The organism is Comamonas sp. Z1, from assembly GCF_008121555.1.
GTDB lineage: Bacteria > Pseudomonadota > Gammaproteobacteria > Burkholderiales > Burkholderiaceae_C > Comamonas > Comamonas thiooxydans.
Window position 1 is genome coordinate 215,608 of sequence record NZ_VOQT01000002.1, and the last position, 18,280, is coordinate 233,887.

Annotated in this window: 13 protein-coding genes and 1 other RNA gene; 10 read left to right on the forward strand and 4 right to left on the reverse strand. The window is 63.7% G+C overall.

Going from position 1 to position 18,280, the window contains the following annotated elements; genetic code table 11:
- Positions 1 to 16 precede the first annotated feature (16 nt).
- Both rnpB and FSY45_RS04365 read right to left on the reverse strand, forming a co-directional pair.
- An RNA gene (rnpB, locus tag FSY45_RS04360) (RNase P RNA component class A) lies at positions 17 to 354 on the reverse strand.
- 21 nt (positions 355 to 375) lie between these two features.
- The gene (locus FSY45_RS04365) at positions 376 to 1,200 is read right to left on the reverse strand and encodes a helix-turn-helix domain-containing protein (RefSeq protein ID WP_046460582.1); all 825 of its coding nucleotides are present in this window, start codon (positions 1,198 to 1,200) and stop codon (positions 376 to 378) included.
- 91 nt (positions 1,201 to 1,291) lie between these two features.
- On the opposite strand from FSY45_RS04365, the gene FSY45_RS04370 reads away from it, so the two are divergent.
- A complete protein-coding gene (locus tag FSY45_RS04370; RefSeq protein WP_039050235.1) occupies positions 1,292 to 2,206 on the forward strand; it encodes a DMT family transporter in 915 nt (304 codons plus the stop codon).
- On the opposite strand, the gene FSY45_RS04375 is transcribed toward FSY45_RS04370, so the two are convergent.
- Positions 2,190 to 2,354, reverse strand: a complete 165-nt coding sequence (locus tag FSY45_RS04375; RefSeq protein WP_223305621.1) for a hypothetical protein — start codon at positions 2,352 to 2,354, stop codon at positions 2,190 to 2,192. The two genes, FSY45_RS04370 and FSY45_RS04375, sit on opposite strands and share 17 nt — an antisense overlap.
- 414 nt (positions 2,355 to 2,768) lie before the next feature.
- Between FSY45_RS04375 and FSY45_RS04380 the strand changes: the two genes are divergently transcribed.
- The 3 genes from FSY45_RS04380 (at position 2,769) to FSY45_RS04390 (ending at position 6,218) form a co-directional block, all read left to right on the forward strand.
- Positions 2,769 to 4,088, forward strand: coding sequence for an MFS transporter (locus FSY45_RS04380; protein WP_046460581.1), 1,320 nt, complete (start codon positions 2,769 to 2,771; stop codon positions 4,086 to 4,088).
- 73 nt (positions 4,089 to 4,161) lie between these two features.
- Complete coding sequence (locus FSY45_RS04385; RefSeq protein ID WP_046460580.1) at positions 4,162 to 4,839, forward strand: DUF2848 domain-containing protein; 678 nt, start codon at positions 4,162 to 4,164, stop codon at positions 4,837 to 4,839.
- 14 nt (positions 4,840 to 4,853) lie between these two features.
- Positions 4,854 to 6,218 (forward strand): amidase, encoded by a 1,365-nt coding sequence (locus FSY45_RS04390; RefSeq protein WP_046460579.1) that lies wholly within the window; start codon positions 4,854 to 4,856, stop codon positions 6,216 to 6,218.
- Between the two features lie 160 nt (positions 6,219 to 6,378).
- Here FSY45_RS04390 and FSY45_RS04395 read toward each other — a convergent pair whose 3' ends face one another.
- Positions 6,379 to 7,320, reverse strand: coding sequence for a LysR family transcriptional regulator (locus FSY45_RS04395; protein WP_046460578.1), 942 nt, complete (start codon positions 7,318 to 7,320; stop codon positions 6,379 to 6,381).
- A gap of 156 nt (positions 7,321 to 7,476) precedes the next feature.
- On the opposite strand from FSY45_RS04395, the gene cysK reads away from it, so the two are divergent.
- The 6 genes from cysK to FSY45_RS04430 all read left to right on the forward strand — a co-directional run bounded on the left by cysK (position 7,477) and on the right by FSY45_RS04430 (position 18,248).
- Positions 7,477 to 8,397, forward strand: a complete 921-nt coding sequence (gene cysK / locus FSY45_RS04400) for a cysteine synthase A (protein WP_012839856.1) — start codon at positions 7,477 to 7,479, stop codon at positions 8,395 to 8,397.
- 248 nt (positions 8,398 to 8,645) lie between these two features.
- A complete protein-coding gene (locus FSY45_RS04405) occupies positions 8,646 to 10,490 on the forward strand; it encodes an ABC transporter ATP-binding protein (RefSeq protein ID WP_046460577.1) in 1,845 nt (614 codons plus the stop codon).
- Positions 10,491 to 11,315: 825 nt separating this feature from the next.
- Entirely contained in the window at positions 11,316 to 12,383 is a 1,068-nt protein-coding gene (locus tag FSY45_RS04415; RefSeq protein WP_046460576.1) for an efflux RND transporter periplasmic adaptor subunit, read from the forward strand.
- The gene (locus tag FSY45_RS04420; RefSeq protein ID WP_046460575.1) at positions 12,383 to 15,481 is read left to right on the forward strand and encodes an efflux RND transporter permease subunit; all 3,099 of its coding nucleotides are present in this window, start codon (positions 12,383 to 12,385) and stop codon (positions 15,479 to 15,481) included. The genes FSY45_RS04415 and FSY45_RS04420 overlap by 1 nt, the downstream gene beginning before the upstream one ends.
- Before the next feature lie 65 nt (positions 15,482 to 15,546).
- Entirely contained in the window at positions 15,547 to 16,791 is a 1,245-nt protein-coding gene (locus FSY45_RS04425) for a TolC family protein (protein WP_046460574.1), read from the forward strand.
- A gap of 215 nt (positions 16,792 to 17,006) precedes the next feature.
- Positions 17,007 to 18,248: a LuxR family transcriptional regulator gene (locus tag FSY45_RS04430; RefSeq protein WP_046460573.1), complete on the forward strand. Its 1,242-nt coding sequence runs from the start codon at positions 17,007 to 17,009 to the stop codon at positions 18,246 to 18,248.
- Positions 18,249 to 18,280 lie beyond the last annotated feature (32 nt).

The window sequence follows — 18,280 nt, forward strand, 5'->3', positions numbered from 1 at the left end:
CCGATCGAGGAAGAAAGTGTGAAGTGCGCCGATAAGCCGGATTCTGTGCACAACGGTTGCCCGCCATGTGACCGCCATTAATCTTGGCCATCAGTCGCCTGATGGCTCGGTGCTACCTACCCGCACACTCCGGGGGCCCCGTCAACGTGTGCCTACTTGGTATTGCTGCGCGTAGAGATTGCCCGTTTCACCCTGGTTGGTCTGCCTTGCGGCACTCCTGCCAGACTCGTCTCTGTTGCTCTGATCCTCACCTCACGGTGGACAGCTGTTAGCTGCTACGCCGCCCTATGCAGTCCGGACGTTCCTCCAGTACGGCCTTTCGGCACTTGTACCAGCGGCGGTCTGGCGCACTTCACGGCGCGCATTATCCCGCGTTCAGAAAGAACTTGCACAGAACTCGCGCCTGAACTGCTCGGGAGGCAGGCCAGACTCGCGCTGGAACATGGCAATAAAGGCCGAGGGCGTGCTGTAGCCCAGATCGTAGGCGATCTGCTGCACGGTGTGGCCGGCCTCCAGCGCGTCGATGGCCTGCAGATAACGCATGCGCTGGCGCCATTCGCCCAGACTCATGCCCAGCTCGCGCTGGCAGTGGCGTGCCAGCGTGCGCTCCGTCATGTGCACGGTCTCGGCCCATTCGGCCAGGCTGCGGTGGTCGTCGGGGCGCGACTGCATGGCGTCCAGCACCTGCACCAGCGCGGGATGCCGGGCCATGGGCAGAAAGCTCAGCTCCAGCGGCGTGGCTCGTAACTGGTCATGCACCACCCGGGCCAGACGCAGATCTGCGTCCGTCACCGGGATCTGCACGCCCCTGGCGCCGAAGTCCGCGAGCACGGCCTTGACGATGGGTCCCAGGCGCATGCAGCCCGCCGTCTGCGGCAGGTCCGCACACAGATCAGGGGCCAGATAGACGGAGCGGTACTGCACCGCATGCTGCAAATAGCAGCTGTGCACCACGCCCGGCGGAATCCATACCCCGTGCTGCGGCGGACACAGGATATGGCCGCTGGGCACATCCATGTTCAGGCTGCCGTGGGCCGCATAGTTCAGATGCCCCCAGCGGTGGCTGTGCGGCGGAGCCTCGCTGTGTTCGCCGAACTCGTCATACCGAAAGTAGTAGCTGCCAGGCACTGTGTCGGTGTCCAGTATCTGTACGGCGTACCGCTTGGCGGCCGGGCCGGGAGTCTGGGCAGAGGCAGGCATGGGTTCGTCCGGCTTGAGTTATGAAATGTCTGAAATCAGCAATGCGCTTCAAATACGTCAAGCGCATCATAAGCACCTCAAGGAGTTTCATATGGGTGCATACCTATTACCACTGGGCGCGGTGCTGATCTGGTCGGTCAACACCGTGGTCAGCAAGCTGGCCGCAGACAGCATCAGCGCGGCCGAGATCGGGTTCTTTCGCTGGCTGGTGGCCGCCGTGCTGTTCACGCCCTTCGTCCTGCCCTCGATCTGGCGCCAGCGCGCCGACATCAAGCCTCTGCTGCCACGGATCTTCGTGCTGGGCGTGCTGGGCATGGTCATCTACCAAAGCCTGGCCTATTACGCCGCCCACTTCACCACGGCCACGCATATGGGCATCATCGGCTCGCTCACGCCCATGCTGGTACTGGCCCTGGCCGTGTTCATGCTGGGCCAGCCGCTGACGCATGGCGGCATCTGGGGCTCATTGCTGGCGATCCTGGGAGTCGCGCTTGTGGTTTCATCGGGCCGGCTCAGCCATCTGGCTTCCGAGGGCCTGAATCTGGGCGACGCCATGATGTTCCTGGCCATGCTGGCCTATGCGGTCTACAACATCCTGCTCAAGCGCTGGCCCATGCCGCGCCTGGCCACGGTGCAGCTGCTGTATCTGCAGGTGCTGGTTGCCGTGATCGTGCAGTTCCCGCTCTATCTCTTCTCGCCCAAGACCGGGCTTGACGCCAGCAACCTGCCGCTGGTGGGCTATGCCGGCATCATGGCCTCCATCGCCGCGCCGCTGCTGTGGATGAAGGCGGTGCAGACGCTGGGGCCCGGGCGATCGAGCATGTTCTTCAATCTGATCCCCGTATTCACCGCCCTGATCGCGGCATTCGCCCTGAACGAGCCCCTGGCGGCCTACCATGCCGTGGGCGGCATCATGACGATTGCCGGTCTGCTGCTGGCCGAGCTGTGGAAGGCCCCGCTGCGCGCGCGTCCCGCCTTGGCCTGCGGTGCTAAAGCAGCAGATTGAGAATCGCGTAGCTCATCAGCGACAGCAGACTCACCACGAACACCAGCATGACCCAGGGGCCCCAGCGCTGCTCGCGCCAGGAAAAACCGACCAGCAGGCCTACGCAACAGACCCCCAGCAGCACCAGAATTGTGTTGAACGTGAGCAAGAGCAGTCCTCCCTCAAACAGACTTTGCCCCATTGTTCCCGATTGCAGGCCCAAGGGGAAACACCATCTCCCCAAGGCTTGATGTGAATCAATCACCAATCCCTGACACCAGGCACAGACCGGGGTTTTGAGCGGCCCGGCAGTGCGATCGGGCGCGCATGACGCCTAGGGTTTTCCCGCGCTTTATCGGTGCACGCCTGCCTCGTGCCGGTGCACAGCCCGCACCACCTCTGCTCATAAGAATTTGCATTCAGGGCTGCTCAGAATTTCTTGTTGGACAGCCCCTCGCTGCCTTTCGATACTGCCGCCACAGGAACACCGGCCCGCGCCGCATCCCAATGTTCCAAGACACACAGGAGCGCCAGCAAAAGCGCCCCATGTGCCCGCTGCACTTTCGCATACAGGAGACTCCCCATGAGCAGCCCGGCTTCCGCCACCCACCCTCTTGCCGGCCATGCCGGTGCGCACGCGCACCCCGACATGGACGCCACCTACCGCAAGATCACCTGGCGCCTGATCCCCTTTCTGGTCTTTCTGTTTGTCCTGGCCTGGATAGACCGCGTCAACGTCGGCTTCGCTAAGCTGCAGATGCTGCAGGACCTGCAGTTCAGCGAGGCCGTCTACGGCCTGGGCGCCGGCATCTTCTTCATCGGCTACTTCCTGTTCGAAGTGCCCAGCAACCTGCTGCTGGAGAAGATCGGCGCACGCAAGACGCTGGCGCGCATCACCATCCTCTGGGGTGCTGCCTCCATGGCCATGGCCTATGTGACCACGCCCACCATGTTCTATGTGCTGCGCTTCATCCTGGGCGTGGTCGAGGCGGGCTTCTTCCCCGGCGTGGTGCTGTATCTGACCTACTGGTTCCCGGCCCGCCACCGCGCGCGCATCAACGGCTTGTTCATGACCTCGTTCGCCATCGCCGGCGCCGTGGGCGGCCCGATCGCGGGCGCCATCATGAACGGCATGCAGGACGTGGGCCATCTGGCCAACTGGCAATGGCTGTTCATCCTTGAAGGCATTCCCTCGGTGATCGCCGGCTTCTTCGTGCTGGCCTGGCTGCCCGAGAAACCCGAGAACGCCAAGTGGCTGAGCGTCGCCGAACAGCGCGCCGTCAGCGCCGCCGTGGCCGAGGAAAGCCAGCAAGGCCACAAGCAGCATTCCTTCGCCGATGCCTGCCGCAACTACCGCGTCTGGCTGTGCGCTGCCGTGTACTTCTGCATCGTCAGTGGCAACGCCACGATCGCCTTCTGGTCGCCGTCCATCATCAAGGAGATCGGCATCCAGAACAATCTGCAGATCGGTCTGATCTCGGCCATTCCCTTTCTCGCCGGCACGCTGGCCATGGTCTGGAACGGCATGCATTCGGACAAGACCGGCGAGCGCCGCATGCACAGCGCCATCGCCGCCTTGATCGCCGCAGCAGGCCTGATCCTGACCGGCATGTTCCTGCACGACGCCGTGCTGGCCCTGTGCGCGCTGACGCTGGCCTCCGTCGGCATCCTCGCCGCCTTCCCCGTGTTCTGGTCCATTCCCTCGGCCTTTCTGGCCGGCACGGCGGCCGCAGGCGGCATCGCCCTCATCAACTCCATCGGCAACCTGGCCGGCTTTGTGGCGCCCTACATGATCGGCGCGCTCAAGACCAGCACCGGCTCGCTGTCCTCGGGGCTGTACTTCGTGGCCGCGCTGGAGTTCCTCGCCGCCTTCCTGGTCGTGCTCTTCGTCAAGAAGCAGTGACCGCCTGACGCTGCCTGCGCAGCGCCGCTGTGCGGGGCCCACGGCCCCGCCTCCCCCTTTTGAGCTTTTCGCCATGCAACTGCAATTCACCACCCCCGAAGGCCAGACCCTGGCCCCCATCTTCGACACCCTGATCGTCGCCGGCTGGGCCGGACGCGACCATGCGGCCATCGAGCACCATATCGAGGAACTGGCCGCGCTCGGCATTCCGCGCCCCAGCGCCGTGCCGCTGTACTACCGCATCGCCAGCAACCAGCTGAGCCAGAGCAGCACGCTGCAGGTGCTGGGCCCGGACTCCTCGGGCGAGGCCGAGGTCTTCGTCTTCAGCCACGGCGGCGAGATGTTCGTGAGCCTGGCCTCGGACCACACCGACCGCAAGCTCGAGGCCTATAGCGTGGCCTTCTCCAAGCAGGCCTGCATCAAGCCCGTGGCCACCCAGGCCTGGCGCTTTGCCGATGTGGCCGGCCACTGGGACGAGCTGATCCTGCGCTCGTGGATCGTGGAGGACGGCTGCGAAGTGCTGTACCAGGAAGGCACGCTGGCCAGCCTGCGCACGCCCCAGGACCTGATCGCGGGCTACACCGGCGGCCAGAGCCAGCTGCCCGAAGGCAGCGGCATGACCTGCGGCACCATGGCGGCCATCGGCGGCATACGCCCTGCCACGCAGTTCGCCATGGAGCTGTACGACCCGCGCAGCCAGCGCAGCATCCGCCACCGCTACCTCAGCGAGCTGCTGGACATCGTCGCCTGAACACGGAGCTACCCATGACTTCAGTCTCTCCCCGCCTGGACCAGGTCTCCGAGCGCCTGGCCCAAGGCCAGACCAGCGCTGTGCAACTGGCTGAGCAGGCCCTGGAGCGCGCCACGCAAGGCGAAGGCCCGCGCGTGTTCACCCGCGTGCTGCGCGAGCAGGCTCTGGCCGAAGCCCGCGCCAGCGATGCGCTGCGCGCGGCCGGCCTGGCGCGCTCGCCCCTGGAAGGCCTGCCCATCTCGGTCAAGGATCTGTTCGACATCGCGGGCCACCCCACGCTGGGCGGCTCCAGACTGCTGGCCGATGCCGCACCCGCCACGCAAACGGCCGAAGTCGTGCAGCGCCTGCGCCGCGCGGGCGCGGTCATCGTGGGCACGACGAATATGACCGAGTTCGCCTACTCGGGCCTGGGGCTGAATCCGCACTACGGCACGCCGCGCAATCCCTGGCAGCGTGAAATCGACGGCGGCCGCATTCCCGGCGGATCGTCCTCGGGCGCGGCCATCTCGGTGAGCGACGGCATGGCACTGGCCGCCATCGGCTCGGACACCGGCGGCTCGGTGCGCATTCCCTCGGCGCTGTGCGGCCTGACCGGCTTCAAGCCCACGGCGCGCCGCGTGCCCATGCAGGGCGTGCTGCCGCTGTCGGCCAATCTGGACTCCATCGGACCGCTGGCGCCCAGCGTGCGCTGCTGCGCCGCGCTGGACACGGTGCTGTCGGGCCAATCGCATGGCGAACTGCGCGCGGCCTCGCTGCAGGGCCTGCGCCTGCTGGCGCCCACGAATGTGGTGCTGGACGGCATGGACAGCGCCGTGGCCGCAGCCTGGCAGCGTGCGCTGTCGCTGCTGTACGCGGCCGGCGTGCAGATCACCGAGGCCGTGGTGCCGCCCTTCTCCGAGCTTGCGCAGATCAATGCCAAGGGCGGCTTCACGGCCGCCGAGGCCTGGGCCTGGCACCGCAGCCATATCGACGGCGCCGGCCGCCTGGCCGAATACGATCCGCGCGTGGGCACGCGCATTCTGCGCGGCAAGGACATCAGCGCGGCCGACTATATCGAGCTGCTGGCGCGCCGCCAGCAGTGGATTGCCCGAGTCCAGGCGCAGATGGCCGATCACGACCTGATGCTCATGCCCACGGTGCCCGTGGTCGCGCCCAAGATTGCCGAGCTTGAGGCCAGCGACGAAGCCTATTTCGCGGCCAACGGGCTGATGCTGCGCAATCCCACGCTGATCAACTTCCTCGACGGCTGCGCGGTGTCCCTGCCCTGCCACCGCGCGGGCGAAGCGCCCGTGGGCCTGAGCCTGGCCGGCACGGCCGGTCAGGACCAACGCCTGCTGTCGGTGGCACTGGCCGTCGAGGCTTTGCTCGCCCAAGCCTGATTGCTGAGAAAAAAACAGGAGCTGCTAGCGCTTGACTGCAATCGATTTTAGACAAGAAACACTCTGAAATAGATAGGTATCAGGCGCTGGCAGCTCCTTTTTTATTCAGTACTGAGGCACACCCCAATGCACGGCAGGCATTGGCGCCTGCTCCTGCGCTTTATGCATCCCCCGCCAGACGGGGGCCGGGCAGCCGCGCCACGGCCTGGCCGTGGTTCAGCGCAAAGGCCGTGGCCACCTCTTCGGCGGCGCGCACCACGGTTTCGGCCAGCGGGTTCTGGTGATCGTTGCGCCAGCAGGCCACCAGCGGCAGCGAAGGAAACTCGCGATCCACGCGCAGCAGGCGCAGGCGCTGCTCGGCCAGCTCGCGCTGGATGATGGCCGGCGGCACGGCCGCCACGCCCAGGCCGTCGCAGACCACGCGGATCATGGTCGCCACCGAGGCAATGCAGTTCATGTGCGGCGAGGCGCTGCCTTCGGCGCTGAACAGTTGCTCGATCACCGCATACGGCTCCGAGCCGCGCGCAAAGCTCATGATGGGAAAAGCCGCCAGCTCGGCCAGGCTCAGGGTCTCGTCGCCTATGCCCAGCTTGGGGCTGCCCACCCAGGCCATGGCGAACTCGCCCAGCGACAGATTGGCGATGGCGCCGCCGGAGACGGGCTTGGCTTGCAGCGAGACATCGAGCTGGCCCTTGAGCAGCTGCTCCGACATATGGATGGTGGTGTCGCAGGCGATCTCCACCTGCAGGCGCGGATAGCGCTGCTGCAGCAGCGCGAGAAAGTCGGGGAACCAGCTGTGCACGATGGATTCGATGGCGCCGATGCGGATCACGCCCGCATAGGCCTGCTTGTCCAGCATGTCCTCGCGCATCTCGCGCATCAGCCTGAGCATGCGCTCGGCATGCACCAGGGCCTTGGCGCCGTCGGCCGTGAGCGTGACCTCGCGCACGCCGCGATCGAACAGGCGCACGCCGAACTCCTGCTCCAGCGTGGCAATGCGGCTGGAGACGGCAGCCTGTGTGGTGAACAGCCGCTCGGCCGTCATGCGGAAGTTGCGCAGCTCGGCCAGCAGCACAAAGGTTTCCAGAAACCGTAGATTCATGGGTCGATGTTAATCATCGCCCGCGGCCTTGCCCACTTTTCGGGTCATATCGATATAGCCCATTCGCAGAACGCTTGCGTGCACAATGCTCTGTGTCTGCGCAGACAACCTGCGCTGCGATCCACTGTCCCACCATCCCTTATTCGCGGAGGTCCGATGAGAGCTGACAACATTCTGCAAACGATTGGCGACACGCCCGTCATTCACATCAACCGTCTGTTCGGCAGCAATACCAACGTCTGGATCAAGTCCGAGCGCAGCAACCCGGGCGGCTCCATCAAGGATCGTATTGCCCTGTCCATGGTGGAGGACGCCGAGAAATCCGGCGCGCTCAAACCCGGTGGCGTCATCATCGAGCCCACCAGCGGCAACACCGGCGTGGGCCTGGCCCTAGTCGCGGCCGTCAAGGGCTACAAGCTGATCCTGGTCATGCCCGAGAGCATGAGCATCGAACGCCGCCGCTTGATGCTGGCCTATGGCGCATCGTTCGATCTGACGCCCAAGGAAAAAGGCATGAAGGGCGCCATCGCCCGCGCCCAGGAACTGGCCGCCCAGACGCCCGGCGCCTGGATTCCCCAGCAGTTCGAGAACCCCGCCAACGTGGCCGTGCATGAGGCCACCACGGCCCAGGAAATTCTGCGCGACTTCCCCGACGGCATCGACGCCTTCATCACCGGCGTGGGCACGGGTGGTCACCTGTCCGGCGTGGCCAAGGTGCTCAAGGCCAAGTTCCCCAACCTCAAGGTCTATGCGGTGGAGCCCGCGGCATCGCCCGTGATCTCCGGCGGTCAGCCCGCGCCCCACCCGATCCAGGGTATCGGCGCCGGCTTTGTGCCCAAGAATCTTGACGTCAGCCTGCTCGACGGCGTGATTCAGGTGGAGGCCGAGCCCGCACGCGAATACGCGCGCCGCGCCGCTCGCGAGGAAGGCCTGCTGGTCGGCATCTCCTCGGGCGCCACACTGGCCGCCATTGCCCAGAAGCTGCCCGAGCTGCCACCCAGCGCCAGGGTGCTGGGCTTTGCCTACGACACGGGCGAGCGCTATCTGTCGGTGGAAGGCTTTCTGCCCAACGCCTGATCGCGCCGCGCGCTTTGCTGCCACGCCGCACAAGATGCGGCGTTTTTTTTCGCCGCGCAAGCCGCCGCAACAGCCCGCTATATAGCCCGCTACAACTCGCTATAGCCCGAGCGCGCCATGCATTCATCAGGCCCGCACCAATGGCCCATGGGACAAGCGGTCATCCCGTACGCTTGACACCAATCCAGGGCACTCCCCTACCATGGAGACAAGATATGCCACAAGCATGAACCGGGAGAATTTCCATCTTGTTCCGATTTTTTGAAAAACAGGTTCCACCTTATCCAGCACAGGAGCCCAAGGTTCCGCCCAAAGGTTTTTTTGCCTTTGTCTGGGCCTGTACCCAGGGCATGCGCGGCTGGATTGGTCTGATGACCCTCACCTCGGCACTGCTGGCCGCCTACGAAGCAGTGCTGTTCGCCATCATGGGCCGCGTGGTGGATTGGCTTGGCACGGTCTCGCCCGCCAACTTCTGGGCCGAGCAGCAAGCCACGGTACTGGGCATCGCCGCCATCCTGCTTGGCAGCGTGGTGCTGCTGGCCCTGCACACCACCGTCATGCACCAGGTGCTGGCCATCAACTTTCCCATGCGGCTGCGCTGGGTGTTCCACAAGCTGATGCTGGGCCAGAGCATGTCTTTCTATGCGGACGAATTTGCCGGCCGCATCACCACCAAGATCATGCAGACCGCGCTGTCGGTGCGAGAAGTGGTGTTCATGGTGGTGGATGTGTTTGTGGGCGTGGGCGTCTACATGATCGGCATTCTGATTCTGGCCGCCAGCTTCGAGTGGCGGCTGATGATTCCGTTTGCACTGTGGTTCGTCGCCTATGCCGGCGCCTGCTTCTACTTTGTGCCGCGCCTGGGCCAGATCGGCAAGGAGCAGGCCGATGCGCGCTCCATGATGACGGGCCGCGTCACCGATGCCTATACCAATATCGCCACCGTCAAGCTGTTCGCCCACACGCGCCGCGAAGCCGAATATGCGCGCAATGCCATGGAAGCCTTCAAGGCCACGGGCTATGCGCAGATGCGTCTGGTCAGCCTGTTCGAGATCACCAACCACCTGATGATTGCCCTGCTGCTGCTGGCCAGCGGCGGCACGGCGCTGTATCTGTGGACGCAGGCTCAGGCATCTGCGGGCGTGGTGGCTGCCGTGATTGCCATGGCGCTGCGGCTGATGGGTTACTCGCACTGGGTGATGTGGCAGATGACGGGCCTGTTCGAGAACGTGGGCACCATCCAGGACGGCATCACCACGCTGACCAAGCCGCGCACCATCGTCGATGCACCCGACGCCAAGCCGCTGCAGGTCACGCGAGGAGCGATTGCCTTCGAGGATGTGAGCTTTGGCTACAAGGCTGGCGGCAAAAAGGTGCTGGACCACCTGAACCTGCACATCCGTCCCGGCGAGCGCATCGGCCTGATCGGACGCTCGGGCGCGGGCAAGTCCACGCTGGTCAACCTGCTGCTGCGCTTTCATGAGCCCCAAGGCGGGCGCATCACCATCGACGGCCAGGACATCCGCAGCGTGACGCAGGACAGCCTGCGTAGCGCCATCGGCATGGTGACGCAGGACACCTCGCTGCTGCACCGCTCCATGCGCGACAACATCCTCTATGGCCGCCCCGACGCCAGCGAAGCCGAGATGCAGGCCGCGGCCGACAAGGCCGAGGCCTCGGACTTCATCGCCACACTGACCGACCTCAAGGGCCGCAGCGGCTATGACGCCCAGGTGGGCGAGCGCGGCATCAAGCTCTCGGGCGGCCAGCGCCAGCGCGTGGCGATTGCGCGCGTAATGCTCAAGGACGCTCCGATTTTGCTGCTCGACGAAGCCACCAGCGCGCTGGACAGCGAGGTGGAGGCCGCCATCCAGGAAAGCCTGGACTCGCTGATGGACGGCAAGACCGTGATCGCCATTGCCCACCGCCTGTCCACCATCGCCGCCATGGATCGCCTGATCGTCATGAACGAAGGCCATATCGTGGAAGAAGGCACGCACCAGCAACTGCTGCAGCGCGGCGGCATCTACGCCAAGCTCTGGGCGCACCAGAGCGGCGGCTTCCTGGCCGACCAGGACGAAGCCGTGCAATAGGCCGCCCCAGCCGGCATGACTTGCAGCGCTGGATATGCGGCTCATCAGGCTCTTTCTTGAGGGCACCAGCAATTCGAAGGGGGAGCTTGGCTCCCCTTTTTTGGCTGCGCTGCAGCAGCCATGCAATGCCCGGCACGGCGCCATGCACTCGAGCCATATCCATCGCTGTAGACGCTGCTGCGGATAGCCGCCCAGCAGCGGCCAGCCGAACGGCCGGGCGTCTTGTCGGCGGAATGTCTAATCCTGATCAATAGATTGCGCTGTTACACCGAAGGTCGCAGCGCTACAATCGATCGCATGTCGCGTGCCATCCAGAGACTTTCTCTTCGGAGCGCATTGCTGCTGCTGATCATGGCGGCGCAACTGCTGATACCGCTGCTGCACGGCCACTTCGGGACTCCGAATCAATCTGGCCTGCATGTGCACGCGACACCTTCCAGAATTGCTGATTCTCATTTCCATCTGTTCACTGGACACGACTCTCTCAGTGACCACGATGTCCATCAAGCTCAATCCGAGCCTTTTGAAGTTGACGTGCAGAACGCACTGCAACCACTAGATCTGCTCCCTGTCCCGTTGCTGGCCGTTATTGGCCTCACTCTGCTGACTTGGGGTCTGCGTGCCTCGCTCATGCGTTGCACTGCTGCAAGGCCCACACCGCCCCCCGAGCCGGCGCACAGGCTTTCACGCTGGCAAGGTCGCGTCATACGACCATCCCCGGCCCAAGCTCCGCCTCAGTTTTCCTGACCCCCCAAGCCTTTCACAGGCTTGCCAGCATCCATGCATACGCATGGATGCATGTCTTTTCTTTTTCCGGAGTCAGGAATGTTCTTCCACCAATGGCTGTTGGCCGGCGCACTTGCGCTGCCAGTCGCAGGCATGGCCGCCGAGGCCGTGTCTCTATCCCCTGAGCAGGCGCGTACCTTGGGCGTGCGCTTTCAGTCCATCCAGAGTTCTGACGAGCTCAATATTTCGGCTCATGCGCGTGTGGTTCTGAGACCCGATGCTCAGGCCGTTGTGGCTGCGCCTTATGCGGGGGCGCTGCCACGTGTGCTGGTCGCTGTAGGCCAGTCCGTGCGAGCGGGCCAGCCCGTGGTGACTTTCACCAGCCCTCAGCTCTATGAAGCGCGTCGCGCAGTGGCGGAAGCCGAGTCACAGTCGCGGCTGGCACAGCAATCCCTGACGCGAGACCGATTGCTCCATGAAGACGGCATCATCGCAGCCAGTCGATGGCAGTCAACACAGGCACGCGCCACAGAGGCTGCGGCCATGGCCCAAGCCCGACGCGCCGAGCTGGCTGCCAGTGGTGTGAAGCTGGCTGGGAATGAGGCGCTGTTGCTGGCAACGCGTGCAGGCATTGTGACTGAAGTAATGGTCCAACCTGGCGCGCGTGTTGATGCATCGGCGCCCTTGGTGAGAGTGGCTGATCCCAAGGCGTTGGAGCTTGATTTGCTACTGGGTCGAGAGGTCCCACTGCCCGCCGTAGGTGACTGTGTGCAGGTCATCACTCGCGGCGCCGCAGGCCGTGTCGAGGGTATTGCACCAGTTGGCGACGGTAGCGCGGGGATGCGTGTGCGTGTTGCGCTGGCCAAGAGCGGGGATCTGCGCTTGGGAGAAAGTGTTACAGCCATATTGACGTTGAAAGATTCAGACACGGAAAAGGCGCAGTCGAAAGCAGGAAACCGTCTGCGCATCTCAGCCTCAGCACTGGTGTACTGGCAAGGCCAGACCGGTGTGTTCATTCGCACGGGCAAGAGCGTGCGCTTCGTCCCCTTGTCGGTGGACACCAGAGACGAAGCTACAGCCGTGGTGCGCGGAGTGCTTCCAGCAAATGCGGAGATTGCGATCGCAGGTATCGCTGCGCTCAAGAACCTGCTGTCCGGAGGTCAGTGATGCTGGCTAGGCTGATCGATTTTTCGCTACGTCAGCGGGCTCTGGTGCTACTCGCGGCCCTGGCCCTGGCACTGGCCGGCGCCTGGGCCTATGTGCATCTACCCATAGATGCGTTCCCCGACATCTCACCAACCCAGGTCAAAGTGATCCTGAAGGTGGCCGGCATGACGCCTGAAGAAGTGGAGCAGCGCGTCTCCACACCGGTAGAGCAGGAGCTACTGGGTCTGCCGCACAAGACCATCGTGCGTTCCGTTTCCAAGTACGGCATCAGCGACGTGACCGTGGACTTCTCGGAAGGCACGGACGTTTACTGGGCTCGCCAGCAGGTTTCCGAAAGGCTGACCGGCATACAGCGCGACCTGCCTGCTACCGCAGAAGGTGGGCTGGCCCCCATCACCACGCCGTTGGGCGAGATGTTCATGTTTACGGTTGATGGCGAGAGCTACTCTCTGGCCGAACGCCGACGTGTGCTGGACTGGGTGATACGGCCAGCCTTGCGCACTGTCGCCGGCGTTGCCGACGTGAATGCCCTGGGTGGCGTGGTACGGGGCTACGAGGTGATTCCCGATCCTGCGAGGCTGCGCGCGCGTGGCGTGACCTTGGATCAGTTGCGTCAGGCACTCGATGCCAACAATCGCAACGATGGAGCAGGCCGGCTGGACCGAGGTGAGGAGCATTGGGTGGTGCGCGTGGAAGGTGGCGTGCGCGGGCTCGACGATTTGCGGGCCGTCGTGATCGTTCCGGCCAGAAACGGACAGGCCGCAGCCACGGTAGGTGATGTGGCCACGGTACGCCTGGGCGAGGCCACTCGCAACGGCGCCGTGAGTCGTGATGGCCAGGGCGAGGCCGTCCAGGGACTGGTGCTGGGACTGCGCGGCGTGGATGCTCGTAGTCTGGTCGATGCAGTGCAGGCCAGACTCGACGAACTGGAACCGCGCCTGCCCAAAGGGATGAGCATCCAGGTGTTCTATAACCGGGGCGAACTGGTTTCGCGTGCCGCCGGCACCGTAGTGCGCGCATTGGTCGAAGCCAGTGTGCTTGTAGTCGTCATCCTTTATTTGTTCCTTGGCGGCGTGCGCGCTGCATTGGTAGTGGCGGCCACACTCCCTCTGTCCATGCTGGCCACATTCCTGCTCATGCGCTACGTGGGCTTGACGGCCAATCTGATGAGCCTGGGTGGTCTGGCCATCGCTTTGGGCATGTTGGTGGATGCCTCGGTGGTGGTGGTGGAGAACATCGAGACAGCACTGGCGCACAGTCAAGAAGATGCGTCTTCGGCAAAGTCCGTGGACCGTTTCGGCCTGATCCGGGATGCCGTATCGGCAGTGTCTGCTCCCATGCTGGCAGGCGTGTCCATCATCGCCATTGTGTTCCTGCCGCTGCTGACGCTGCAAGGCCTGGAAGGCAAGCTGTTTGCGCCGGTTGCGTTGACCATCGTACTGGCCCTAAGTGCTTCTGTACTCATTGCATTTACTGTTGTTCCGGCGCTGGCTTCACTGCTGCTGCGCTCGCACGCCAGCGATACGCCCTGGCTGATGCGAAAGTTGTCCGGCGGCTTTGCCTGGCTACAGGCCTGGAGCCTGGCGCACCGGCGCACGGTGTTTGGCATCGCACTGGCGACGCTGGCCGGCGCGGCAGCCCTGTATCTGTCAGTGGGAAAGACCTTTATGCCAACCATGGACGAGGGCGATCTCATCGTGCAGCTGCAAAAAGCTCCGTCAATTTCACTGACCGCATCGCTGGATATGGATCAGCACGTGCAACAAGCCCTGCTCGAAGGCGTCCCGGAAATCCGCTCCATCGTGGCGCGCACGGGCTCGGACGATCTGGGGCTGGATCCCATGGGCCTCAACGAGACCGACACTTTTCTTGTGCTCAAGCCACGTGCTGAGTGGCGCGGCAGCAAGGAAGATATTGCAGATGCCATCCGCCGCGTGATGGAAGGCTTTCCGGGCCTGATCTACGGCTTTACGCAGCCCATCGAGATGCGCGTGTCCGAGATGCTGACCGGCTCGCGAGGCGACGTGGCCATCAAGATCTTCGGTACCGACCTGACCAAGATCGATGCCGCGGCCCAGGCGATTGCTGCACGCATGCGCACCGTCTCCGGCGCCTCCGAAGTCATTGCCCCCAGCAACAGCGGCGTGCAATATCTGCAAGTCGTTCTCAATCGTGCTGCACTTGGCCAATCCGGCTTTTCCGGTGATGCCTTGCAGGCCCAGTTACGCGCATTGATTGAGGGCGATCGTATAGGCATCGTGCCCGAAGGCATGGTGCGTACGCCGCTACTGCTTCGTGGCGGAACGACACTGCGGCAATCACCCGAAGGCCTGGCAAGCCTTCTTGTGACCGCCCCCGACGGGACGACTTGGCCACTCACTTCGCTAGCGACACTTTCCCCTCAGGACGGACCGGTACGTATCGACCATGAGGACGGAGCGCGCTTCGCCGTGGTTCAGGTCAATGTCGAAGGACGCGATCTCGCAAGCTTCGTTAGCGAGGCCCGGGCATCTTTGACTGCCGACCCCGCACTCAAGGATCTGCGCATTGTCTGGGGCGGCCAGTTCGAAAACCAGCAGCGCGCGGCTGCCCGCCTTGCGTTGGTCGTTCCTGTGGCGCTCTCGGCGATCTTCGTGTTGCTGGTTCTCACCTTCCGTTCAATGCGCCAGGCCTTGCTGGTCATTGCCAACATTCCGTTCGCACTAGTGGGAGGCATGGCCGCATTGCGCATAAGCGGCGAATACCTGTCGGTGCCCGCCTCTGTGGGCTTTATTGCACTGCTGGGCATTGCCGTGCTCAACGGCGTGGTGCTGGTTTCGCACTTCAACGCACTGCTGGTGTCGGGCATGGAGCTGACCCAGGCTGTACGTCAAGGCGTGCGCGACCGTCTGAGGCCTGTGCTTATGACGGCCTGCATCACGGCTCTGGGCATGGTGCCGCTGCTGCTGGCTACTGGCCCTGGCTCGGAAATTCAGCGTCCGTTGGCCGTTGTCGTGGCAGGGGGATTGATCAGTTCCACGGCTCTGACCTTGCTGTTGTTACCACTGCTGTTTGAGCGCTTTGGCGTAGCACGCAGTGCTAGGGAAGTACAAAAATGAAAGCTGCAAACGCTTTTTGCAATAGAGCACACGGTAGCTCCAAATCGTATTTTCTGAGTTTGCCTATGAAAAATCGTCTGCTTCATGCCTGTGCCGCAGTTCTACTTTTTACGAGTGCAGCCCAGGCTCAGAGCTACCTGCCTTCGGAGACGGCGGTGCGCATGGCGGTAGAACAGTCGCCTACTGTGCAAGCGGCCGACGCAGCACGAAGGGGTGCTCAGGCTCGAGCCGACGGTCTGCGCGTGGGCCCTCATGAAACGGTGGTCCGAGCTAGTGGTCAGCGCCGTTGGACCCATGATGGCTCCGGCCAGCGATTCACCGAAGGCCAGATTGCCATCGAGCGACCGCTACGACTCTGGGGCAAGGCAGCCGTCGACGCCGAGCTGGCCGAGACAACCCGGGCCACCGGCCTGCTGGCAGCGCAAGACGCCCGGCACGAGACTGCACGCCAATTGCTGGCCTTGTGGTTTTCGGTTCAGCGCTCTGCTCAAGCCCGGCAGGCGGCGCAGGGCAATGCCGATGCCGCCGCAGAGCTTGCAAGCATCACCGAGCGCCGTCTGCGCGCGGGCGATGCGGCCAGGCTTGAAGCCGAGCTGGCGGCCGCCGAACAGGCCCGCATGCAGGCTGCGCTGGCCGCAGCAGAGGCCGCACAGGCCTCGGCGCAGGCCGAGCTCTGCTCACGCTTTCCCGACCTCTGCCCTCTGGCCGGCATTTCAATCGACGCAAGCGCGCTGCCCGCACTCCCGAACGGATCGGAGGCTCAGCTGCGCTCGCGCTACATAGAGCACAGCCATGAGTATTTGCTGGCCCTGTCCGAGGAGACTCTTGCGCTGCACCAGGCCCGCCGCACGGATCTTGAGCGCCGCCCAGACCTCACGATCGGTGTGTTTGCCAGCAGCGAGCGTGGTGGTGCCGAGCGCATTGCAGGCCTCAGCATCAGTCTGCCACTGGGCTCCGCCCACCGGGCTTCCCAGGCTGCGGCCGCGCTGGCCGATGCCGATGTGGCGCTGTCGCGTCGCCTGGCGGTAGCCAGACGCCTGGGGGCGGACTTCGATGTGCTCTGGAGTCAGCTGAATGGCAGGCGTGCTGCAGCCGCGGCGCAGGTCCGAGCGGCGACGCTTCAGCGCAGTGCGACCGACCGCACAATGCGCGCCTATCGTGCCGGCGAGTCCGGCTTGGCCGAGCTCCTGGCTGCGCGCCGTGTGCTTGCCGACGCAGTGCTGGCCGAGCGCATGGCACGTATGGACACGCTGGAGAGCGATAGTCGTCTGCGCCTGGACCTGCATGAGCTCTGGGACTTTGACGATTGATGTCTCGCCAAGCAGTGCGATGCCTCCGTGTGCCGGCACCTGCGGCTGCCGGTGCTGATCGGGCCAGGACCGAGAGTGTCGGCCCTGCCAATTCCTGCCGGCTCGTCCTGGCCAGCGCCGGAGCCAGGGACACTAATGACACCATGGATGAAGTCTTGCAAATCGAAGCCGAACAATCAGGCGCAGATAATGCGAGACAGCAAGAGGTCAACGCAATGAGCCCCACCTACGGCAAACTGAAACCCATGGATTACGCACAAGCCTCAATGACTTTTGCTCTCAAAGATGGCTCGATCTCCGGAGTTCAGAGCCCAGAGACAGCAGAGCTGATCAGTGCGGAGCGCTTCAGCGAATTCATCAATCACCTCTACGATGCGGCTTCTTTGCCGGAGGCCTGGGTTCCCTGCCTGGAGGTGATTCGCACGCATATGCGCAGCAATTTTGCAGTGCTGATCATCCGCCAGACCGAGGGAGACAATATCGGTTTGACGATCACCGCATCCGGAGGGCTTGAGGGCTTGCTTACGCACGACGTCTACAGCGAGCACAGTCCTTTCCTTGGCATGCCCAAGGAACAATTCAAGACCATTCCCGACCTGATGTCCGAAAGCGAATGGCGCAGCAGCGTCTATTACAAGGACTGGTGCCGTGTGCACAATATCTTCCATGTGATGGCTGCCGATATCGTGACCACCGATGGCAGTGTCTACGGCCTGCGGATCACGCGCCCCGAGTCGGAACCGGCCTTCAGCCAGCGGGATCTGGATCTGGGGCGCATGATCATGCCGCACATCCGCCGTGCACTGAATATGCATCTGGCACTGCACCATGATCGCCAGGTCATGTCGCTGTACAGCACCGTCACGGCTCGCTTGATGGTGGGTGTCGTCATCCTGGACCAGAATGGCCAAGTGCTGGAAAGCAATCCAGCGGCCAAAGGCATTCTCGATGCTCAGGATGGACTCAGGATCTCCGGTGGCATGCTGGAGGCTGAATATGCCAGCGACAACCGAAAGCTCCAGCGACTGGTCAAGGATGCCTTGCTGTCCTCCCTGGCATCCGCGTCCGTCATGACCGAAGGCATCTCGATTGCCCGTCCTTCGGGTCAGCTCAACTGGGGGCTTGTGGTCCAAAGCATTTCCTCGGGTGACAACGCAGAGGCCAAGAGCCGTCCCTGCGTCGCGGTGTTCATGCGCAACACCGATGACAAGGCCGATCCGTCAGCGCACCTGGCGCAGCAGCTGTTTCAGCTCACGTCGGCGGAGACCGCGCTGGTGATCCAGCTGACCCACGGCCTGACGCTGGAGGAAGCAGCCAAAGCGCTGGGCATTCGCCTCAATACCGCAAGAGCTCACCTGCGCTCCATCTTCTCCAAGACCGGCGCCCGCCGTCAAAGCGAGCTGGTACGCTTTTTTCTCAATAGCGCTGCCTGGCTGGGAAGCAAGAGCGGCTCCTGATCCTCGCGCGGCAACCGAGTTCCAGGCCTTGA